Here is a 22,537-nt window from a genome sequence, read left to right on the forward strand (position 1 = left end):
TGTCCCCCTTTGTTTGCCGCCTATCCCCTATCCCAGAGGGTGCATAGATAAAATCCATAATAAAACTGGTAATGTCACGATGCTTAAAACGGTACTGAGAAATGTCGTGCTTGAGACAAACTCAGGCTTCGTTCGAAATTGTACAGCCATCAGGGTGGTATTTGCTGCTGTCGGCATGGCTGCAACTAAGATCATAATTTGTTTCACTAGATCATCTACCGGTAAAATGAGTGTAAAGCCAAATGCGATGAGTGGTGAAATAAACAGCTTCAGCAATACAGCATAAGAAATATTGCGATAATCCACTTGCTTAAAAGAAATGACGGCGAGCTGCATGCCTAAAATAAGCATAATCGTCGGTATGGCGGCATCTCCCACAAGCTGGACACCCGTCATCACCTCTTTAGGTAGTGTAAGATCCATCAGCTGAAATAATAGACCGAGGAGTGCCCCATATGCAACCGGCATACGCAGCACTTTTTTCAGCACGACCTTCCCATCCCCTGCATCCTCTCCGCCCTTTGCTGCATAATACATACCGATCGTACTCATGACAAGCTGCTGCAGCACCATTAAGACGATGGCAATATCTAAACCTGCTGCTCCGAAGACAAGCAGGACAACAGGCGTGCCGTAATTCCCATTGTTCATAAATGCTGACGACAGAATCATGGCACAATACATTTCCTTCGAATAACCATAAATACGAGATAAAATAAAGACACATAAGACAAGTGAAAGACAAAGTCCGACGACAAAAATAGATAGGTACACATAGTCCATCGACACTTTGTTTTGATAAAAGGTTTCAAACGCAAGAAATGGTGACATTAAATATAAAGACATTGATGAGAGCGTATGTATGTCAAAACCAATGGCCTTCTGCCCAATATACCCGATAAGGAAAATACCGAACACTGGCAGTAAGACAAGTAAAAACTCCATGCTGCACCTGCTTTTCTCTAGATGAATTCCTATTCTTCCTCATAATCATACCACTGTTAAACAATAAAAAAGAAGCACCCTTATGAAAGGCCGCTTCTCTCCTCATCCAAATAGAACACTTCCCACAAATGACCATCAAGATCCTGAAAGCTCCAACCGTACATGAACCCATGATCCTGCTTTTCCTTAAACGGCGACCCGCCTGCTGCCATCGCCTGCTCCACCAGCTCATCGACCTCTTTTCGTGAATCAACCCGCATTGAGACAATGACCTCTGATCCCTGCCTTGCATCCACCAATTGTTTTTCTGAGATGGTTTGAAAATGCTTATGGGTTAACAGCATAACCGTAATGGTGTCACCAATGACCAAACAAGCTGCCTGATCATTCGTCAGCTGCTCTTGAAAGTCAAAACCCAGCTGCTCAAAAAAAGCCTTTGATTCCTTGACATGCTTTACCGGTAAATTGATATACAAATGTTTAGCTTGTCGTCCCATGTTCCTCTCCTTTTTGAACACATGATCTCCTTTCAGTATATTCAGATTTTGCTCCGGCATCCCTTTATCGCATGAAAAAATAAGCTTTCCACCTTATTTAAGCAAAAAATGATGATGAATCTTGAACAGGTAGCAGCGCTCGTGCTGCTACTGTGTCTCTTAATCAAAAAAAAGCGCCTTGTGACAGGCGCTTCTTTTCAGCGTGATAGAAAACCTTTGCAGTCTAGGAAGGTCGAGCACCGGAGCGGAGCGAATGAAACATTCGTGAGCACTGGAGCGCAGACCTGACACCGAATGCGAGGGTTTGTCTGTGCGCTGAAGCGCCTTGTGACAGGCACTTCCTTTCATTATTTCTTATATTCAATATGGTACACGTCTCTTCTTCGGTCTTTGAGCTGACGTACCGTTCCATCTTGCCGCTGTCTTCTTAAAATTTCTAAATCGACATCGCCAACGACAACCATTTCTATATTCGGATTACATTCTCCTACAATCCCATCTCTTGCAAATTCAAAGTCAGATGGGGCAAAAATCGCTGACTGTGCATATTGGACATCCATATTTTCGGTTTGCGGAAGGTTTCCGACAGTTCCTGAGATAACGGTATAAATCTGGTTTTCAACCGCTCTAGCCTGTGCACAGTAACGCACTCTTAAATAGCCTTGGCGGTCTTCTGTACAGAACGGAGTAAAAATAATTTTCGCTCCTTTATCAGCTGCAATTCGAGCAAGCTCAGGAAATTCAATATCGTAGCAAATTTGGATCGCAATTTTACCACAGTCTGTATCAAATACCCGAACCTGATCACCTGCTGAAATCCCCCACCATTTTCTTTCATTCGGTGTGATATGGAGCTTATATTGCTTTTCAATTGTTCCATCACGTCTAAATAAATAAGCGATATTGTAGATTTTCCCTTCCTCTTCAACGAAATGGGATCCGCCAATGATGTTAATGTTGTACTTCACAGAAAGGTCTGTGAACAAATTAATGTAGTCCTCGGTATATTCTGTGATCCTTTGCACTGCAAGACTTGGGGAGCGCTCCTCTAAGTAAGACATGAGCTGCGTTGTAAAAATTTCTGGGAATACGGCAAAGTCAGCTGACGCATCTGAAGCGACATCAACATAATACTCCACCTGATTCATGAATTCCTCGAAGGAATGAATTTGTTTCATCGCATATTGAATGACGCAAATACGAACTGGGAATGCCGATTTATAATATCTCTTCGATTGCGGACGATAATCGACGTTGTTCCATTCCATTAACGTTGCATATGTGCTCGATGCCTTATCATCCGGCAAGTAATTCGGATTGATCCGCATGAGGCTGAATTCATTTAACAGCTGAAAAGATAAAACAGGATCATAAATTTGGTGAAGCATGACCTGCTCCACATATTGACGAGGCGTCATTTCCTCTTGGTATTTATGATAATTCGGGATGCGTCCGCCAATGATGATGCTTTTTAAATTTAATCTTCTCGCTAAGTCTTTTCTTGCTTCATATAAACGATGGCCAATTTTCATACGGCGGTATTCAGGACTAACCATCACTTCAATTCCATACATATTCATCCCATCTGGATTATGGTTAGTGATGTACCCATCATCTGTGATGTCCTGCCAAGTATGACGGTCATCGTATTCATCAAAGTTAATTAATAAACTTGAACAAGAGCCAATGATTTCTCCCTCAAATTCAGCACAAAACTGACCTTCTGGGAAATGCTCAAGATGGCTTTCAAGGTGCTCTCGTTTCCAAGGGTCCATGCCCGGAAAGCATACCTCCTGCAAGGCGATGATTCGGTCAATATCTTCTTCCCGGATATTACGAATCACCATTCTTTTTTCAAACCGCGTTAAATCGAGTTTTTCTGCCATGATGTTTTTGCCCCCCTACTGATCCTCTTTTTCAAGCTGATGGAATAGCTGGAGCAATTCGATTTCAGCCATGGATTCTAATCTGACATCATATTCTTCAAACTGCAGCGTGCTCGTCACTTTGTTTGGGACGATGACGCATTTCATGCCTGCGCGTTTGGCAGCAATTGATCCATTCACTGAATCCTCAAATGCCACACAATCCTTTGGCTCTACACCTAAGCAGCTTGCGGTTTTCAAATAAAGCTCTGGATTTGGTTTGACTTCTTCCACATCATCTGACGTGCGGATACATTCAAAGTAATCGAAAAGACCAATTTGCTTCAGGTGATCAGACACCCATTTATAGTCTGAGCTGGAAGCAAGTCCAATCTTGATTCCAAGCTCCTTCGCTGCCTGTAAATAAGCTTCTACGCCAGGTCGTGCTGATTCATCCTTCATTCTCTTTTGAAAACGAGAACGCCGGTCCGCTGTGAGTGCCTCATGATCGAGCGTCTTTCCTAGCTGCTTTTCTAAGTATTCAAAAGGCTTAAAGCCTGCCTGCGTCCCGATAACGTTGCCCCATACAGAAAGAGGCAGCTCCGACTCATGCTCTGCAAACATTTCTTGTAAAACTTCATATTCATGTGTTTCTGTATCTAAAATTAATCCGTCAAAATCAAATATAATCGCCTTTACCAACGAGGCCACTCCTTTTTTTTACGAAAGTCTTTAATATAATACTCAATGCTATCATATCGTGAATAAAATTGACTTTCAAAGATGAATGTCTGCTAAAATAATTATGTATAAAAGGAGCCTGTACCAATTTTGTCAGGCTCCTACCCGTGTTCGGTTTATTCTGCAAGAGATCCAAGCGCTCCGATTCGTGGAGAAATAGGCAATGTTGAAAAAGAGCGGGTTTGGTATTACAGATCTAAAGGTTTCTCCGTTCCCTTAAAAATAGTATGTGCGGCAGCCTTGTAAGTTAACAAGGAAGTTCACACCAACTTTTACGCATTTTGAAGACGGCGGCTGGCAAAATCGTCTAAATCAAATGGAAAAGAAAAGCCGCATGCATTGACCTGCTCACGGTTTCGCTCGAATAGCTCACGATCACGCTTTGTAATATGGCGTTTAGGTTTTACAATAATGGTATGTAATAGCTGAAGTCCCGATAAAATACGAAAAGCATCGTCCATCGTTCCGTTATAAACCCCTTCAACAAAGGTCAGCGGGCGTTCTTGTTGACGCGCAGCTGGGTTTTCACCGACAGCATGGGATAGAAGATCTTCAACATCCTTTGATATTTCTTCAATTGCCTGCTCTTGCAGGTCTGTAGCAGCTTTCATTATTCTCACGTGGCATCTACCTCTCTGTCGTTATTTCTCCATTCAGAATAGCACAGAAAAAAAGGCGTTCGCCAAGGTAAGTGTTTCCTATATATACCCAAAGAGAGGAACGAATATCATGAACATTAACGGACACACGCTCTCGCTAAAAGCAGGTGAGCAGGATCATGACACTTCACTGAGTCAGTTTTTAAAAACAGCCGTGTCGGCCTCAAAACCGATTATCCATTTTTGGATGGAGCATCAAAAAATACGTTTAAATCAAAAGCCTGCCCATCACGCGGCAAAAGTCAGTACAGGCGATCACATCCTGATCGATTTATTTGAAACGGAAGAAAGTGATGTGACGCCAGAATATGGTGAATTAGAGGTGCTCTTTGAGGACGAGCACTTATTGATTGTGCAAAAGCCCGCTGGACGACCAACGCACCCGAATGAAAAGGGACAAACGGGCACACTGGCAAACCTTGTGGCCTTTCATTTTCAAGCAAATGGCGAGGAAAAGCGAGTGAGACATATTCACAGACTAGATCAAGACACAAGCGGCACGGTCATTTTTGCCAAACACAGATTAGCTCATGCTGTGCTTGATCAAATGCTTTCTAAAAAAACGATCAGCCGAACCTACATCGCTATCGCAGAAGGACTTTTCAAGAAAAAGAAAGGTACTATCGAGGCAGCGATCGGTCGTGACAAGCATCATGCCGTCAGACGAAGAATCTCTCCTACTGGTCAAAATGCTGTCACTCACTTTCAGGTCATGGACATCAATAAACGCCTGCAAATGACAGCCGTCAAGCTGCAACTTGAGACGGGAAGAACACATCAAATTCGAGTCCATCTTAGCAGTCTTGGGCACCCTTTAGCCGGAGATACACTTTATGGCGGAGCTCGTCATCATATCAACAGATGCGCTCTCCACGCCAAACAAGTAGACATGACACATCCTTTTACAGGTGAGCAACTGAGCATAGAAGCACCGCTTCCACTAGATATGTCCCAGCTCATGGACGAGATCATTCATTAAAAAAGAGCCTGCTGATTAAATGCAGGCTCTTTCTTCATTAGACAGATGCTCTTTTTGCATAAATAATGTACCGCTCTGGTGCATTGCCGACGAAATGAAATGGATAGCATGTCGTTAACACGAGCTCTTCCTTTTTATTCTGCAAAGTAATAATGGATGTATCATGCTGATCCACGATTTTCGTATGTGTGATTTCATAAACAAACTCACCATACGGCACAGTGATTTTCAGCTGATCGCCAATATTCAATTCACCTGTTCGGCGAAATACCGTGTCACGATGGCCAGATAGGACGATTTGTCCCTTTTGATCAGGGTAATAACTGCCTTTGTAATGCCCGACTCCTTTGGCAAGATCATCCGCATCTGTCCCTTCGACAATGGGTAGGTCTGCTTTTAATTTCGGAATCGTCAGGATGCCAGAGGCTTTCCCCACATCAGGAGAAAACTGCTTCTTTGACATCCCCTGATCGTCCGCTACCGCTTTCTTCGCGTCTTCTAATGATTGTGCTGTTTGAAGGTGCGTAGAGGCGATTTGCCAAATTCCCCAGCCGAGCAAGACAATTCCTGCTGTCATCACAGTAAGTGCAAGCCACTTTTTCATGCTTAAACTCCTTTACCTGTTACATTTCTCTTAGATGATACGCTCTTTAGCTTGCTGCTTTTTCTTCTTGTTTTGCTTTTTGAATGCGTCCCTCTTTTTGATACACAATGGAAGCTCCTTCAAAGCTCTTCACAAAAGCGACAGTGGCTTCTAAATCCTCTGGGCCTGTTTCAGGATTTTTCCCCAGCCTTCCTATCGGTGCATACTTACTGCCAGTTGCAGTTGCCATAAAGTTATTCACCGTGAGTGTATATGTTTGATCGAGCGCAACGGCTGATCCATCTGGCAGCTTTAAGTCGACTACTTTATATGTTACCGGATCATAGGAATATGAAAAGCCCGAAATGCTATAATCTGGTCCAAATTGAGGAGAAATTTGCGCTTCAATGATCTCACCCAAGTCTTTCCCCTTAATCTCAAGTTTAACTAATACGTTGCCAAAAGGCTGAATATTAAACAGATCTCCCCACGTAATCGGCCCTTTTTCAAGGTTTTGTCTGATGCCGCCGCCATTCATCATGGCAAAATCACTTTTCATAGAATACCTCATGCCATCAGCAATCAAATTACCGAGCGGCGTGTCTCCATCATTTGAATAGCCGCCTTCCATTTTGATACCAGCTTCTCCAACTACCTCACTAATAATCGGCTCAACTTCTTTCCCGTAATGAGCCAAGATGCCGGCTGCTTCCTTGTCCTTTTCAATACCAGACTGGTCTACATACTGGATATTTGCACTCTTTTTGACAATATTCTTCGTTTTGCGGTCAAGTGTTACATTGACCTCACCAATGGCCTTCCCATATTCAAAGGCTTGAACAATTAATTTCCCATTGACCTCTCCGTTTACCACTTCGTGATTATGCCCCGCAAAGATGACATCAATTTCATCATCGCCTTCTTTGGCAAGCTTCGCATTTTCTCCAGTGATGGTGTCTCCATTTTGTGAGGCTGTCATATGAGCTAAAACCGCTATGGCCTTGATCCCTTTTTGTTTTAGTTCCTGAGCGGCTTCATTTACGGCTTTGACTTCATCTGTAAACTGAATGTCTTTAATCCCTTCTGGCATGACCATTCCTGCGGCTGACTTTGTTACAACACCGATAAATGCTACAGGAATTCCTTCGACATCCATGATTTCATAAGCAGGTAAAAGTGGTTTGCCTGTATCCTTGTATTCACAGTTTGCACAAACGAGCGGAAAATTCTGCCCGTCATATCCCTTTGTGCCTTTAGGATGATCTCCGCCATTTATGATACGTAATAGCTCGTCCACCCCTTCATCAAATTCATGGTTGCCGACCGTGCCAACATCAAAGCCAATGTTCTCCATGAGTTCAACTGTTGGTTCATCTTGCAGAAGAGACGATATTGGAGAGCTGCCGCCTATCATATCTCCAGCATGGACTGTGATCGTATTTTTGTTTGCTGCTTGTTTCTGTTTCATATAAGCCGCCACATAATCCATCCGTCCGTACGTTCCTTTATTGCCATCACCTTTTAGATCCAGCTCGTATTGTTGATCAATTTTTCCGTGTAAATCATTCATGCTTAAAATGGTTAACGGGACTTCCCCAGCTTCCTCTGCCGGCTGATAGCCAGCCTGTTCTGCTTCTTCTTTTGAAGCAAAAAAGATGCGTTTATCTACAGCGATTTCTTTCCAGCTGTCAGGCGATACGTACGTTTTCGCTGATGAATCACCGACGTAGCGTGTCAGTCCTTTTTTCTGTTCACGTGCTCTAAATTCAAACGGCTGTTCCAGCAGCGGATCCGCTTCATTCCAAATACCCAGCCCTTTTTCTTTTGCCTCTTTGACAGCTTTTTGGAACATCTGATAGTCCTTTTCATCTCCAACCGGCCAGATGAAATACGTAGGGGCATATCCTTTTTTCACAAGCTCTAAATTCGTATTGACCCCTTTTTTAGTTTTCACTTGAGCTAAAAGACGTCCATAGGCGTCCTTCGCTTCAGGACCAATCTTTAATGTGACTTTATCTCCGCTTGAAAGAAGCGTATTTAAATAGTCCGCCGCCTTTTGTCCAAAACGCAGCTGGTTTTGATCTAATTCATTTTTTGGCTTATGGTACGTTTCCGGCGTGTCCATATTCACAAAGCGCACCTTTGTTGTACCAAGCACAGGCTTCTTTAAATGAATCGTATCTCCATCTACCACCCGGTCAATCGTTGCCTCGTATTCTTTCTTCATTTTTGGCGGCTTCGGCTGGCGTTTCAGCAGACTGACATCACCTTTGTGTCTTGGAAGCACCTGCAGCGTATCATATCTGCTTAACACTCCTGTAAACTCATACCATTTCCCTGTCTTTACTTCATCAATGGCACTAGTATCCGCCATCACTCTAAGGATGGTGCTGTGATATTTTTTATCAATGACTACTACATTGTATCCACCGCCAGCCGGCTGCTCTGGTTTTGATTCAACATAGCCTTTGACCTTCACAAGTTTTCCTTCATGTTTACGTGCCTGATCCGTTTCTAGTTGTTTCACGGAGACTCGCTTCGGTTTTGGCAAAGTTTGATTCACACCATCGATCTTCAGACGGTCTCGATCCGGCACAATTTCAATCAATCCTTTATAAGACGTGATCTTCCCCGTTACTGTCACCTTCATGCCTGCTTTTAGTTCTGGGAAATTGCTTTGCTGTGCTGAATAAATATTGATTCCAGCTGATTTGTCTTGAATGTACGTTGACAGTTTCCCATTGCCTATAGCCGATTGGTCTGCTGTCACAATTCCACTCACCGTCACCGTCTCTCCGATCAGCTGACGGGCTTTCTTGATTTTCATTGGCTTCTTTTGGTTCCAAACCGTTTCCTTCTTTTCAGACGCAATGGCTTGTTCTGCTGTGATCATGCCAGGCAGTAAGGATTGCAGACTAAAGATCACTAAAACCAGACAGCAGATCATTCGAATGGATCGAACACGTTTCATTAGACCCTCCCCTTCCGAGCTTTTTCTCTCATAGTGTACTAAGTAAATATTGATGGTAGATGGATTTCTTGTAAATCTTATGTCTGTCAGCTCATTGGAAACGTAATAATCACTCGTGTCCCCTCAAAGCTTTTGCTTTCAAAACGAATGCTGCCGCCATGGCTTTCAATGATTTTAATCGTCATCATTAAACCAAGGCCAGTCCCTTTTTCTTTCGTTGTATAAAAAGGTTCACCCAGTTTCCCTATTTCGTCTTCTGGTATGCCCTTTCCCTGGTCTTCAAAAATCAGCATCATCTGATTATGTTCCATTACGGATGTGACTTGAATGACACCTGTCACACCATCCATCGCTTCAATACCGTTTTTAAGAATGTTTAAGAAAACTTGTTTCAGCTCATTCGGTATACCTTGAATGTTTGGCAGCGACGGAGATAAATTCTTCTGAATAGACACGCCTTTTAAAACCGCCTGTGATTCAACGACCATGATCACTTCTTCGAGCAGAAGATTGACATGTACCGGCTCAAATTTCACCGATTTGCTTCTAGAGAGCACAAGGAATTCATTAATAATCGCTTCAAGCCGATTAAATTCAGACATCATCACATCTGCATAATCCTTCTGATATTTCTTACTTTGAATCATCAGCTGTAAAAATCCCTTTAACGACGTCAGCGGGTTCCGTATCTCATGGGCGATGCCGGCTGCAAGCTGACCAACTGCGGACAGCATCTCTGACTTCATCAGCATCTTCTCTGACTGCTTTTGATTGGTAATGTCCTCTGAAATCCGCATCACGGTTGACTGCATTTTGTCAGGATCATCAATTCGGTGTAGAGAGACTCTCTCCCATCGTTCACGGCCTGATAAATCCTGAAAGTACAGCTCACCAGTCCAGCTGCCTTCTTTTAAACAAACGTCCCATTGCTTTTCTAAATCATCACATTGACACAGCGAATGATAGACAGAAAAAATATCTTTGCCGATCAGGTCATATTCATGCTGCTGTACAAACTGGCAAAAGCGCTGATTCACGCATTGGATGACCCCTTCCTCAGTTGCAACAACAATATGGATATGGCTATTATCCAGTGCTGTTACCGCTAGATGGAGTGACTGTTTGATTTTTGTCATTTCCGTCATTTTAATCCACGTCATCACCGCTCCCTCATGATCTTGATCAAAGATAGGTGTGATGTGAACAGTGAATTGTTCTCCTTCATTCGTTTCAATTTCCCGTTCGATGACGCGCCTGTCCGAGATAACCGATTGTATGTCATGATAGAGCGTTTCCTGCGTAAGCTTCTTAGCCATCGCCTGAAAGGATTGCTGTTGCCTTATTTGAGCTGAAGTAAATAAAGAGGCGGCTGTAGGAGTGTAATAGCGAATATTCATGTCCCGGTCCACAAACAACGTCGCAAGCTGGGGCTTAACAGAAGGTCTATACAGTTCTTCCCTTGTTACCCTTAAGTTGTTTATGATATTAATAAAATGTTCATGTTTTTTCTCAAGCTCCGCTATTTGCGTGTTTTTCACTTTTAATTGAGTCCTTGCCTCCTGCTCTTTTTGTTTAATTTCATTGAGTTCATTTTCTAAATCGACAATACGCTGTTGATAAACTGAATTCTGATCTGGCATCCCTTTTTCCCTGCTGTTCTTTTGAATTTTCCCTCTCTCATTCATTCGAATGAGAATGACGTATACCCCTTTAAAACGGTGATCAAAACTCTTTACAATAAAATCCGCATACTGCTTTTTTCCTTTTTCCGAAATGAGAACATGCTGAAACACAACCTCTGTCTCGTCCGTCCATACCTTTTGAAAGGTTTGACTCAACATCTCTTTCAAATAATCAGGTGTGACATATTCACATGATTGATCTGACACTTCTGTACGGTCTAAGAAGGTATAGGCCCCATTTGACATCGCCAGAATTTTGTCACAATCATTGATCACCATGCATGCGTCATATTCTCCGCTCACTTCTTCCATATATTGTGCAGCTCGCTTTTTTAACTCGGCATCACGAGCGTCATATACCCAAGGGACACTAGATGCAGGAACATTTGAATAGGTGTAAATGTTCCACTTCTCATTGAATAATTGAAACAATCGAGGAATATTGGGAACAGTTTCATTTGGCCCTAAGATTAACACCCCTTGCTCTTTTAAAGCATATTGGAATCGGGATAATACTCGTTTTTGTACTTCTGGCTCAAAGTACATCAGAACATTTCGGCAACTGATAAAATCGAGGTGGATAAAAGGTGAATCAATCAATAAATTGTGAGGAGCAAAAACAATATGTTTTCTAAGCGACTGCTTCACAATAAAAGCGTCACCTTTTTTTTCGAAATATCGCGCCCGCCATTTTTCCGGTATGCTTGCCATAGACTCTATCGAATAAAGACCTTTACTAGCTATTTGAATGGCTTTTCGGTTGATATCTGTCGCAAAGACTTGAAGTTCAATGGACACATCTCTTCGCTTCATTTCTTCTAAAACTAAAATCGTAAAAGAATAAGCTTCTTCCCCTGTCGAACATCCCGCAATCCAAATTCGGCATCGAGATTTCCCGTTGTTCATCGAATGGTCAATGATTGACGGGATCACCTTCTGTTCACATACTCGAAAAGCCTCCATATCTCTAAAGAAAGCAGTCGTCCCGCTTAGGAGCTGGGCATGCAGGCGGTCAAGCTCATCCGGTTCTCTTTCTAATAAACGATCGTACTCTGTTAATAATGACATCGGTTCGTTTGCAGTGCGCATGCGTTTTTGAATAACAGAAAGCAGCCTTTTCTTTTCATAGGCTGAAAAGGCAATCCCTTTATACCTTTCGAGACGTTCAATGATTCTTAGTAAAGCTGGATCCGTCTCATCCGCATGCGGGACATTGATGATATTGGCCATATAAGCTGCAAGGGTGGTTGGATTTTTGAATGTGTGATGATACATGCTGTCAAAACCACTCTCTACCTCACTGCATGATAAGGCTGTACCGCCTTGCTCAACCAACCGAAGCAATCCACTCCCTACACAATGGCCTTTTTGAAAAAAGATCGCAAACGCCTCTTCCTTTTGAACACTGGCAAGTGACTTAAAAAGCGAGTCGACAGAGCATGCCTTGTTTGTTGGCAGCTGCTCTGATACATGAAGCCAATGATCTTCTGTTAACGTTACAGCCGCATGCTGCGGACAAAAATAGATGGTCTTCTTCATGACTTTCTCACCATGTTTAATCGTTTTTGCCCGGTAGCCAATCGGTAAAACAAGTGCTTCTAAATCTGTTATACAATCGCCTGTCACATGATTTTGTACAACAATAAAAGAGGCATTTAATTCAGGTGGCAACGATTGAAAAAAAGCCTCAAGATGATGCTGTTCAAACGGCGAAACACCGATGCCGATCACTGGTGCCTGCACATGTTCGTCTTCTATCAAACGATTAATGATTTTGTCCTGCATCTGGTACCCCCATGTTCATTCGTCTGATACTTTTTTTCGACAAAAAGAAAGAAAACCCTCTAATTGTAAATAATGTTTTTTGCATGAAAACGAGAAAACATCCTCACATTAAAACAGAATGTATAAACAAAAGGAGGAATCTCAATGCAAAACGATCAGCAGCCAATGTTTCAAGGAAGCGCTCAGCAGCCTGAACTCAACCATGGCGGGCATGAATTATTCGATTTACATGAAATTTTAGCCGGCACGATTAATATTTTGGATCAATATATGATCCTGCGGCAATTTATTCAAGATCCTGCATTATCCGACATCCTGGATCGACAATATCAATTCGTTTTATCCCAGTACAATGTCACTGTAGATTGTTTTTCTACAGGCCAAAAGCCTAGTGAAGAAACCGCTACTTATATGATGAAAGAACACACACAAGTGACATACGGAATCAAACCTTCTCAGCCGAAGAAGCCGAATCAGTCCTTACAGGATGTAAAAGACTTAGGCATCACAGGACATATGCTCAGCCTAGTCAAATCACACGCTGGGTTACTTTCCATGTCCGCATTAGAAGTTACAAACCCTGTCGTCAGACGTGTGCTTGCTGCGCAGATCCCGAACTTTATCGAAATGGCCTATGAAATTTTCTTGTATCAAAACAAGCATGGCTACTATCAAGTTCCTCAGCTTTCCAAACAAGATATGACAGCCATGACGTCAGCTTTTGCACCGCTTCAGGGGCAGGTTCAAATGCCTCCTAGCAAGGCAGATCAACAAAAACCGCTTCATTAAAAAAACGGCTGACCCCTTCTCTGGTCAGCCGTTTTTTCTTTGGTACATCACTTTAAACTGTTCTTCAAAATCTGTGAGCCTCTCCCCCGTCGCCTGTTCAAAGCCTCTAGCAAATTGGCCCGTTTTCGCAGTTTCCTCCATGATCTCATGTATGACATCTCGTCCGTAAAGCTGCACCAGCTCATAGATCATATAATAGCTTTGTAAATAGACATCTGTCTCATACGTTACCCGGGAGTTCTGCCAGTCTTGATCAGAATGAAGAGATTGAAAAGGAATTACATCGAAGCGTTCAGACGTAGCATTTAACACGTCATAGGCCGTCCATTCTGCTGTTCCTTCGTGGAACCAAAGCGGAAAAATGCCTGGAGATACTTCATATGAATGGACCTTTTCATAGAAAACAAAATGAGCATACTCATGAATAAAAAGCGAATTGAAAAAGTATAAAGGAAGTGTCTCTTTCTTCAATAATGCTTCCCGTTTATCTGGATATAACCCAATCATTTGATCATGATCGGAGTAAAATCCGGTTATATGCTTAATTCCAGCCATTTTTTCGATCGTCTCTTTATCATCAAAATAAATAACGTCTAAAGGTCTGTCAGCTTCAAACTGAAACACTGACGATGTTCTCTTCTCTGCCTGTTTCATGGCCTCTATGGTCAGATCAACAAAAGCATCCTCTTCCTCTGCATAGTAGATTCGAATATGTTCATAGACTTGCTTATTGAGTACCTCCGTGATAACCGTTTTAGGAGAAGACTGCTCCAAATATTGGCCTGTCAGCTGAAACGCAACATAAATCAAGTACGCGGTGAAAGCATAAAAAATCAGACCTGCTGCAATCATTCCGCCTACAAGTTTTTTATGAATCAATGACGGCTTGGCTTTCATTTGCTCCCCACCTGAATTCATCCTGCACCCTCTTTCTCTTTCTATGAAGAAACAAAGATCAACAAGAGGTGATATATTTTTTACTTTATGCAGTCAGGTGCGCGAGGTGCGGTTCCAAACAAAAAAGCCGCATATGACATACGGCTTTTGTCGTAGCTATTTTGATTCAGGGAAGATACGTCTAACCGTTTCAGTAAATTCATCGAAGAATCCTGAAATTGGCTCTCCGCTTTTAATACGTTTTCCGTAACCTTTCATACGATCGACAAAGTCTGGATTAGCAGATACATACACGTTGTCGATTTGTTGATCCGTTGATTTGACTTTGTCTGAAATTTTCTTTTTCAGATCGTCCGTTACATCACCGCTTTTATTGCCTTCAAGTACAACGGCAACAAATGCGTTTTTTCCTGTGACAAGCACGTTCGCTGTTTTCACTTCAGGCATATTCGCTACAAGTTCTGACGCCTTATCTGCCACTTTGACCTTCTGAGGTGTTTGAACATCTGGCTGATCCTGTCTCATGTTGTCATTCTTATATGTGACATTTTCATATTGCCTTTTCATTGTTCCTCTACGCTCATCGCCTTGATTGTTCATTCCACACCCAGCGGTGATTAATGTTGGCACGAGCAGTAAAGATAGCATCCATTTCTTATTCATCAATTATTCCCTCCTTTTGCTCATAGGTTTTTCATCCAGCCGGGTTTTTATGCACACATCCTCTGTTTCCGCAAAATGAATTCATAATTCAGCTTTGTTTGGTCATCCTAAACTTGATGAAAGATCATCACGATCAAATGGAGGGATTCGTTTGTTTAGAAAAAGAAAAGGTATGAGCACTGGCGCAATGATCGCAGTATCAACAGCTATCATTGCATTATTCTCCCCGGTTTTACGAAGAAGGCTGAAAAGCATGACACAAATGAATATGTCTTCAATGATGAAAGGCGCAAGCCATCAGCACCAAGACTCATCTCGCCATGAGTCACACTCACACAAAGAATCAAAAGGAACAGGTGAAGTTGGACAAATGATCAAGCAAGCATTCACAGCTGTCCAGCCAAATCAATCGAACCAGCAACAATCACCATCAAGAACCCATCAGCCAAGAGAGTCTTATGCGCAATCTCTTCACATTGATGAAAATGTGATGAATGTGATGGATGATGAATCGATCCAGCAAGTCATCAATGACATTGAGCACAAATAATAAAAACAGGAGCCTTCATAAATAGAGGCTCCTGTTTATTCTCCTGAAAAATGTTCTTTGACCATAAGACAAAAGGAAGGTAAAAATGTCATTTCGATTGTTGTGATGAAGTCGTCATGATGCTCTAATATCAGCAAAAGTTCCTTTTTTTCCTTCTGATCTTTTTTTATTTCTACATGCTGTACTGTTTTAAAATCATATATTCCCAAAACAGCTTCGGTCTTTTTTCGAACGACGTTTAAGCTAAACTCCTTCATAGCAAGCGACATGTTCACAACAAATCGCTCCTCTTGATTCTCGAACCGAAAAGTCAAATCTTGATATTCAACCGGCATTTCTTTTTCAAATCCGGCATCTGGTATTTTTTCAAAAAAAGAAAGCCAGTCCGTTTGATCTGGAAAGCGTTTTCCTCGCATTTTCTTCAATTCCTCATCATTAAAATTTTTATTAATTATCTTTTTTCCCCTTTTCTTTTGCAACAAATTTTAGTAATTTTAAAAAGGTGATTCTATTTTGCTAAGAGACCTCTTTATTAATTTAACAATTCTTGTCACTTTCCATTACTTATTTATACTTGTGTTTAAAGAGAATTTTCTAAAGAAAGAAGATACCTTGCTCAGACAAATATGCAAAGGCATGCTTTCTGGGTTACTCGGTGTCCTTTTAATGTTCTTCTCTATTAAAACAGGACCAGCGATCATCGATTTAAGACATATTCCCCTTATTTTAACGGCCTTTTATGGAGGCATCGCCCAAACAATGATTGCAGCTTTTGTTGTGATCATTGGCCGATTATTAATTGAAGCCAATATCGCTTCTTCCATCAATATTTTTTCCATGATGTTTATCGCAGCCGCTTCTTTTTTGATTGCAGAGCGTCATATGAATCATGTTGTGAAAATGCTGTTATCCATTACGATTGGTAATGTGGTTGCCACAAGCCTGTTCATCTTGATCGTGCATGAGACATCATTTCAGCTGCATTCTACTTATTGGATTTTCTCATATATTGCTGGATTGTTTAACTTTTATGTCATTGAGCATCAAACAAAAGCATATCAGCTGTTAAATTTGTATAAATTCCAAGCTCATTATGACTTTTTAACAGGTGTTTTAAATAAACGGAAGTTCGATGAGGTATTAAGTGATGCTTTTACTAAGAAGTTGAAGCAGCCTATCCATCAAATGTCCCTTATTTACCTAGACATCGATTACTTCAAAACCATCAATGATCAATATGGGCATCATGAGGGAGATATTGTTTTAAAAGAAATCGGTACAAGACTGATTAAAAACACAAGAAGCTCTGATTATATTGGTCGGATTGGCGGTGAAGAATTCGCTGTCCTTCTACCAAATTGTACAATTGAAAAAACATGGCAGATTGCAGAACGCTTGCGAAAAAAAATAGCCGATCAGCCGATTTATTTAAAAAACGGTCTGTCCATTCACACTACGGTATCAATTGGATGTGCTTATTCTCATGGAACTGGTGCAGACATCAAGCAATTACCGATTATAGCTGATCAGGAGCTCTATAAAGCGAAGGAGTCCGGCCGAAATCAAGTGAGCTTTTCAGAGAGAAAAAAAGACCTTTTGACATAGGCATTTTCCTCAATTTGTTAGCACTAATTATTTTTAAAAAAGTTTTCGTATAACAGTTGTTTTTTCCCGCAAACACTGGTAAAGTAAAGGTAATTATTTTTGTTCGTATCATCTTTAAGAAGAAAGTTTTGAAAGAGTTTTCGTCTTTGAAGTTTGTGTAAGAGCAAGAATAGTGAATTTAAGCGTTAAGATCGCTTTAGGAGGAAATTTCATGTTAGAAGGTAAAGTAAAATGGTTCAACTCTGAAAAAGGTTTCGGATTCATCGAAGTAGAAGGTCAAGACGATGTATTCGTTCACTTCTCTGCTATCCAAGGCGAAGGCTTCAAAACTTTAGAAGAAGGTCAATCAGTTTCTTTCGAAATCGTTGAAGGTAACCGTGGACCACAAGCTGCTAACGTTAACAAAGCGTAATTTAAGAGCATCTGCTCTTTTAGCACTTTATAGAGTGAAGGAAAACCGCTCGGCTTCTGCCGGCGGTTTTTTTGTGCCATAAAAAAAGAGAACCTGATGAGAGGTTCTCTTTTTTATTTGTCCTTCTGCTTTAGCTTCTGCAAAGCAGAACGATACATATCATCATTCATTTTTGTCTCTGGTTCTTCTTCTTTGACAGGTGGTTCTGGCTGCTTAAACTTTTGAAGCGCCTGTCTATAGAAATCGTCGCCAGACGCAGCATCATCCGTTTGAGAAGGCTCTGACGCTTTTTTTTCAACTTCAGGCTCTACATGTCTCGCCACAGCTTCTGGCTCGCTATGCGGCACGTCAGGCTGATTGGAGACATCTTCTTTGATCTCTTCCTTATCGGCTGATGCGTGTCTGACATTGAACGCTACTAATCCAATAATGACTAGAACAGCAGCTACTAACGCTACAATAATCGTCGCCAAAAGAACCCTCTCCTTATCGCTTAAATGATGCAGTGACTGATGCTACACGTCTTCCTAGTGCTTTTCCAAGTTCAATGCCTTCAGTCGAAATCAATTCATCTGAATCGATCGGACATGTCACACCAGCTCCATAGTAAGAGCCGTATAAAGCATTCTCTGGAACATTTCCAGGAAGGCCGACAACAAGCATTCCTTGGTGGAACATTGGTGTGATCAAATTATGCATTGTCATTTCTAAACCGCCGTGTGTTGTAGCAGTTGTACAGAAAACAGCACCGACTTTATCGATTAGTTTTCCTTCTGCCCATAAGTAGCCGAGACGGTCAATCCATGTCTTTAACCCAGAACTAATGGTACCAAAGTGACCAGGGCAGCCCCAAATGATCGCATCCATTTGATCAAGCTTGCGAATATCCGCATCTTTCACGTGATCAATGAATACTTCAGCTTGCTCTGTTTCACCCGCGCCTGCTGCAATCGCTTCTGCAAGTGCTTTTGTATGGTCACCTTCACTATCGTATACAACATAAATTTTCATGTACGGTCCCTCCACACTTATCTTGCATCTTGGTTTGCTTCCTTAGGTGCTGGAAGCAGTGATATTTCTTGTTTCTTATGCTGCTGTTCTTTTCGCTTTTTATCCTTACGAACATCTCGCAGGAACAAGCTGAGAATGACACCAGCCGCACAGAATAATGTCACCCACATATAAGCGTCATTGATACCCATCACGTTTGAATCGATCTGTGCTTTCGTAAAGAGCTGGGTGGATACATATTTTTGAGCAGCTTCTGCTGTCATACCCATATGATGCATCACATTCGATACAGCCGCCTGGAATGAATTCATAAAGAACGGGTCCGCTGTATTTGTTTGATCCGCCATATTGGAATAATGGAATGTCGTCCGATTCGTATAAATCGTTGTGATCAAACTCGTACCGATGGAACCGCTAATTTGTCTTAATGTATTAGACATCGCTGTACCATGGCTGTTTAAGTGCTGCGGCAATTGGTTCATCCCTGCTGTCATAACTGGCATCATCAAGAGTGACATACCAAATGCACGTACTGCATACATGAGCACTATGTGACTATAGGAAGTATCAATGGTCAGCTTTGTAAACTCATATGTCGTGACAACGGTAATGAGCATCCCCACAATGGCAAGCGGACGAGGTCCAAATTTATCAAACAAGATTCCTGAAATCGGGGACATAATGAGCATCGCAAGTGCCCCTGGAAGCATTAATAGCCCAGATTGCAATGCCGTAAACCCAACGAGGTTTTGCAGATAAATCGGAAGTAAGAACATCCCCGTATATAAGGCAACCGTAATAATGACGTTAATGACACTTGATAATGAGAAAATGCTGTATTTAAATACGCGGAAATCAAGCATCGGATTATCAACTTTCAACTGTTGGAAAATAAAGAGAATGATCGCAATCGCACCAATAATTATCGTAGATAAGACGATCGGATCTGTCCAACCATCACTTCCTGCTTCACTCACTCCGTATAGAAGGGAAGCAAAACCGACGATTGAAAGAATCGCACCAAGACTGTCCAGCTTGATTTTTTTAGGCTCTACAATATTTTTAAACATAAAGAAAGCCGCGATAATGACAATCGCACCGATTGGCACAAGTCCATAAAACATAATACGCCAAGAATAATGTTCAATAATGTAACCAGATAATGTTGGTCCTACTGCAGGAGCAAACATCATCGCAAGACCGAAAATCCCCATTCCTTTCCCTCTGTTTTCCGGAGGGAAAATAAAAAGGATTGTTGTCATGACGAGCGGCTGTAAGATACCGCCGCCGACAGCCTGAATCAAACGGCCGATGAGCATCGTTGAAAAGTTTGGCGCAATGCCGCAAATAAATGTACCTAGTGTAAACGAGATCATAGCCACTAGGAATAAGCTGCGCTGCCCAAAACGTGTGATTAAAAACGCAGACAACGGAATCAGCACACCGTTGACAAGCATGTAGCCTGTTGTCAGCCACTGAATCGTCGTTGCACTCACATTAAATTCTGTCATTAAATGGGGCATGGCTACGTTCAAAAGCGTTTGGTTTAAAATCGCTACGAACAAACCGGCCATTAAAATGATCAGTAAAGACAAGGAGCCTGTTCCCTGTTTTGTCGCTGCAGGTTGATTTGCCATCTCAGACAACCTCCTTTCATTTTTTGATATCAATCATCATTAAGATGAAATTTTGACAGAAGCATTCATACCTGGAAGTACTTTGTCTGATGGGTTTTTAATTGAAATTTTCACTGCTACTTTTTGCGTTACTTTTGTATAGTTGCCACTTGAATTAGTTGCTGGCAGCATATTGAATGTTGAGTTTGTCGCATAACCAATTTGTTCAACAGTTCCTTCAAATGTTGTATCAGGATCTCCATCTACAACGATGTCGACTTTGTCGCCTTTTTCAATGTTTTTAATATCTGTTTCTTTAATATTTGCTGTGATGTAAAGCTTGCTTAAATCAATTGTTTCACCAAGAACTGTACCAGGCTGCACTTGTTGATTGTTTTGTACTTCTTTTTTGACTAATGTGCCATCAGCCACTGCTTTAATGTTTGTTTTTGTTTGTCCTTCAACTTTTGCAACTGTGCTGTCTTTTTCTACTTCGTCACCTTCGTTGATATCCCAGCCTTTGATTTGTCCAGCTGCTGGTGCTGTAATTTGGTACATGTCACCTGTCACTTTTGCCTCGTCTGTTTTAACAAAGTTTGTGCTTTCGTAGTAGTAATAAGCACCTCCGGCAATAATGGCAAGAATCACAATAAGGCCAATAATGTTCGTTAGCAATAAACGCCCTCTGTTCATGTTTTGTTTCTCCTTTCATGTATAAAAATATAGTGTCATCTGCTTTAGCAAACTTAGAATGCCCATCATCTGACAGAATATGAAACAAGCTCAACAATCTGTCCTTTTCCCTTCATCTACTCCCGCCCCTATCATGGTGTGCAGCCCATTTATACTTATTGTTCACTTATGAGCAAAGAGCAGAAAAAGAAGAAAAGACGATCGGCATCTTTTTTGAAAAACTTATATTTAACAAGATTAAATATTAATAAATGAAAATTGAAATGTCAAAGAGAAAGTTTTACTTTTTTTTTTGGCGATCCTTTCCTTCTCCACACAAAAAACCTTTCAGCCCTTATGCTGAAAGGTTTTTTCAAATGTGCTCGTTATGAAAGAACTTCTTCCTGCTGAAAAAATTTTTTTAGTGCGAGAAAAACGTCTGATTTTTGCTTCAAAATATAATGCTTAAATTTCTCATCCTGAATGTGCTTATATGCTGACATTAACGTAGAATGCCGGTTGTATTGATTGACTTCACCATAGCAGAATAAATTGGCTTTTTTCATGATTTCAGAAACAAGTTTCACACACCGGGCGTTGTCTGAGGTCAAATTGTCACCATCAGAAAAATGAAAAGGATAAATATTATATCGCGACGGCGGGTATCGTTCGTCTATGAGCTCTAGTGCCTTTCGATAGACAGACGAGCAAATGGTCCCCCCGCTCTCACCCCGTGAGAAGAAATGTTCTTCGTCTACCACCTTTGCCTCTGTATGGTGGGCAATAAATTCAATATCGACCGTCTCATACTTTGTCCGTAAGAAACGTGTCATCCAAAAGAAAAAACTTCTCGCCATATATTTTTCCCAAAGCCCCATACTTCCGCTCGTATCCATCATCGCCAAAACGACGGCTTTCGACTCTGGTTTGGTCACTTCATTCCACGTTTTATACTTGATATCCTCTGGGTAGATTGGATAAAAGGAGGGACTGCCTGTCATCGCATTTCGTTTAAATGCCGACAGCATCGTTCGTTTTTTGTGGATATTTCCTGTTAACCCGGTTTTGCGAATATCGTTAAACTCAATTTGTTCAACAATGATGTCGTCAAGCTCCTTTTGCTTGAGGTTTGGCAGTTCCAGTTCACGAAACAGTGCTTCCTCGAGATCCATTAATGAGACTTCTGCTTCGTAATAATCCTCACCAGCTTGATCTCCAGCACCCTGCCCCTTTCCTTGACCCTGCTTGCTGTCTGAGCCGTCACGCCCAACTACATCGCCAACCTCGCTGTCTCCATCGCCTTGACCCACATGTTTATTTTTGTCATAGTTATACCGAATTTTATATTCATCTAATGAACGGATCGGAATTTTCACAACATCTTTTCCATTCGACATGATGATGCTTTCTTCTGTGACAAGATCCGGCAAATTGTTTTTAATCGCCTCTTTGACTTTTTTCTGATGACGCTGCTGGTCGTCATAGCCTTTTCGATGGAGGGACCAGTCTTCCTGAGACACAATAAACTGACTTTTTTCTTGCCGGGACATCCATCCCCCTCCTCACCTATTTGCACAATTCTTCTAACCATCGATTCCTTTATCCTATGCTGCTC

At 41.6% G+C, this 22,537-nt stretch carries 21 protein-coding genes; 5 read left to right on the plus strand and 16 right to left on the minus strand.

Going from position 1 to position 22,537, the window contains the following annotated elements; all coding sequences use genetic code 11:
- Positions 1 to 27 precede the first annotated feature (27 nt).
- The 5 genes from M1D84_RS14295 to M1D84_RS14315 form a co-directional block, all read right to left on the minus strand.
- Positions 28 to 945 carry an AEC family transporter gene (locus M1D84_RS14295; protein ID WP_024425307.1) on the minus strand — a complete coding sequence of 306 codons (918 nt, stop codon included), beginning with the start codon at positions 943 to 945 and terminating at the stop codon, positions 28 to 30.
- Between the two features lie 80 nt (positions 946 to 1,025).
- Complete coding sequence (locus M1D84_RS14300) at positions 1,026 to 1,442, minus strand: VOC family protein (protein WP_024425308.1); 417 nt, start codon at positions 1,440 to 1,442, stop codon at positions 1,026 to 1,028.
- Between the two features lie 347 nt (positions 1,443 to 1,789).
- Positions 1,790 to 3,328: a bifunctional GNAT family N-acetyltransferase/carbon-nitrogen hydrolase family protein gene (locus M1D84_RS14305; RefSeq protein ID WP_012009394.1), complete on the minus strand. Its 1,539-nt coding sequence runs from the start codon at positions 3,326 to 3,328 to the stop codon at positions 1,790 to 1,792.
- A gap of 15 nt (positions 3,329 to 3,343) precedes the next feature.
- Entirely contained in the window at positions 3,344 to 4,009 is a 666-nt protein-coding gene (locus tag M1D84_RS14310) for an HAD family hydrolase (RefSeq protein WP_270125609.1), read from the minus strand.
- A gap of 311 nt (positions 4,010 to 4,320) precedes the next feature.
- Entirely contained in the window at positions 4,321 to 4,668 is a 348-nt protein-coding gene (locus tag M1D84_RS14315; protein WP_024425310.1) for a DUF5365 family protein, read from the minus strand.
- Between the two features lie 109 nt (positions 4,669 to 4,777).
- Here M1D84_RS14315 and M1D84_RS14320 point away from each other — a divergent pair, with 109 nt between their 5' ends.
- Positions 4,778 to 5,686, plus strand: a complete 909-nt coding sequence (locus tag M1D84_RS14320) for an RluA family pseudouridine synthase (RefSeq protein ID WP_339241016.1) — start codon at positions 4,778 to 4,780, stop codon at positions 5,684 to 5,686.
- A 37-nt stretch (positions 5,687 to 5,723) separates the two neighbouring features.
- On the opposite strand, the gene M1D84_RS14325 is transcribed toward M1D84_RS14320, so the two are convergent.
- The 3 genes from M1D84_RS14325 to M1D84_RS14335 form a co-directional block, all read right to left on the minus strand.
- Positions 5,724 to 6,290: a class D sortase gene (locus tag M1D84_RS14325; protein ID WP_041089565.1), complete on the minus strand. Its 567-nt coding sequence runs from the start codon at positions 6,288 to 6,290 to the stop codon at positions 5,724 to 5,726.
- Positions 6,291 to 6,336: 46 nt separating this feature from the next.
- On the minus strand, positions 6,337 to 9,240 hold the full coding sequence (locus M1D84_RS14330) for a 5'-nucleotidase C-terminal domain-containing protein (RefSeq protein WP_458106305.1): 2,904 nt from the start codon (positions 9,238 to 9,240) through the stop codon (positions 6,337 to 6,339).
- An 86-nt stretch (positions 9,241 to 9,326) separates the two neighbouring features.
- Positions 9,327 to 12,707, minus strand: a complete 3,381-nt coding sequence (locus M1D84_RS14335) for a CheR family methyltransferase (protein ID WP_458106306.1) — start codon at positions 12,705 to 12,707, stop codon at positions 9,327 to 9,329.
- 144 nt (positions 12,708 to 12,851) lie between these two features.
- Here M1D84_RS14335 and M1D84_RS14340 point away from each other — a divergent pair, with 144 nt between their 5' ends.
- Positions 12,852 to 13,496: a spore coat protein gene (locus tag M1D84_RS14340; RefSeq protein WP_041089559.1), complete on the plus strand. Its 645-nt coding sequence runs from the start codon at positions 12,852 to 12,854 to the stop codon at positions 13,494 to 13,496.
- Between the two features lie 24 nt (positions 13,497 to 13,520).
- Here the strand turns inward: M1D84_RS14340 and M1D84_RS14345 are convergent, their stop codons facing one another.
- Together M1D84_RS14345 and M1D84_RS14350 are read right to left on the minus strand one after the other, a co-directional pair.
- Positions 13,521 to 14,393, minus strand: coding sequence for a hypothetical protein (locus M1D84_RS14345; protein ID WP_458106471.1), 873 nt, complete (start codon positions 14,391 to 14,393; stop codon positions 13,521 to 13,523).
- A gap of 156 nt (positions 14,394 to 14,549) precedes the next feature.
- Positions 14,550 to 15,056, minus strand: coding sequence for a YhcN/YlaJ family sporulation lipoprotein (locus M1D84_RS14350; protein ID WP_042968265.1), 507 nt, complete (start codon positions 15,054 to 15,056; stop codon positions 14,550 to 14,552).
- A gap of 151 nt (positions 15,057 to 15,207) precedes the next feature.
- On the opposite strand from M1D84_RS14350, the gene M1D84_RS14355 reads away from it, so the two are divergent.
- On the plus strand, positions 15,208 to 15,606 hold the full coding sequence (locus M1D84_RS14355; RefSeq protein ID WP_024425318.1) for a hypothetical protein: 399 nt from the start codon (positions 15,208 to 15,210) through the stop codon (positions 15,604 to 15,606).
- A 35-nt stretch (positions 15,607 to 15,641) separates the two neighbouring features.
- Here M1D84_RS14355 and M1D84_RS14360 read toward each other — a convergent pair whose 3' ends face one another.
- Positions 15,642 to 16,022 (minus strand): hypothetical protein, encoded by a 381-nt coding sequence (locus M1D84_RS14360; protein WP_044333658.1) that lies wholly within the window; start codon positions 16,020 to 16,022, stop codon positions 15,642 to 15,644.
- Between the two features lie 97 nt (positions 16,023 to 16,119).
- Here M1D84_RS14360 and M1D84_RS14365 point away from each other — a divergent pair, with 97 nt between their 5' ends.
- The gene (locus M1D84_RS14365) at positions 16,120 to 17,211 is read left to right on the plus strand and encodes a GGDEF domain-containing protein (protein WP_024425320.1); all 1,092 of its coding nucleotides are present in this window, start codon (positions 16,120 to 16,122) and stop codon (positions 17,209 to 17,211) included.
- A 211-nt stretch (positions 17,212 to 17,422) separates the two neighbouring features.
- A complete protein-coding gene (cspB, locus tag M1D84_RS14370; RefSeq protein WP_008349061.1) occupies positions 17,423 to 17,623 on the plus strand; it encodes a cold shock-like protein CspB in 201 nt (66 codons plus the stop codon).
- 113 nt (positions 17,624 to 17,736) lie between these two features.
- Here cspB and M1D84_RS14375 read toward each other — a convergent pair whose 3' ends face one another.
- The 5 genes from M1D84_RS14375 to yhbH all read right to left on the minus strand — a co-directional run bounded on the left by M1D84_RS14375 (position 17,737) and on the right by yhbH (position 22,472).
- On the minus strand, positions 17,737 to 18,096 hold the full coding sequence (locus M1D84_RS14375) for a hypothetical protein (protein WP_024425321.1): 360 nt from the start codon (positions 18,094 to 18,096) through the stop codon (positions 17,737 to 17,739).
- Positions 18,097 to 18,109: 13 nt separating this feature from the next.
- Complete coding sequence (locus tag M1D84_RS14380) at positions 18,110 to 18,634, minus strand: NAD(P)H-dependent oxidoreductase (RefSeq protein WP_024425322.1); 525 nt, start codon at positions 18,632 to 18,634, stop codon at positions 18,110 to 18,112.
- Between the two features lie 17 nt (positions 18,635 to 18,651).
- Positions 18,652 to 20,271, minus strand: coding sequence for a DHA2 family efflux MFS transporter permease subunit (locus M1D84_RS14385; RefSeq protein ID WP_024425323.1), 1,620 nt, complete (start codon positions 20,269 to 20,271; stop codon positions 18,652 to 18,654).
- A 39-nt stretch (positions 20,272 to 20,310) separates the two neighbouring features.
- Positions 20,311 to 20,943, minus strand: a complete 633-nt coding sequence (locus tag M1D84_RS14390; RefSeq protein WP_024425324.1) for an HlyD family efflux transporter periplasmic adaptor subunit — start codon at positions 20,941 to 20,943, stop codon at positions 20,311 to 20,313.
- A gap of 365 nt (positions 20,944 to 21,308) precedes the next feature.
- Positions 21,309 to 22,472: a sporulation protein YhbH gene (gene yhbH, locus M1D84_RS14395; protein WP_044333665.1), complete on the minus strand. Its 1,164-nt coding sequence runs from the start codon at positions 22,470 to 22,472 to the stop codon at positions 21,309 to 21,311.
- Between the last annotated feature and the right edge of the window lie 65 nt (positions 22,473 to 22,537).

This window comes from Bacillus sp. PK5-006 (assembly GCF_054161415.1).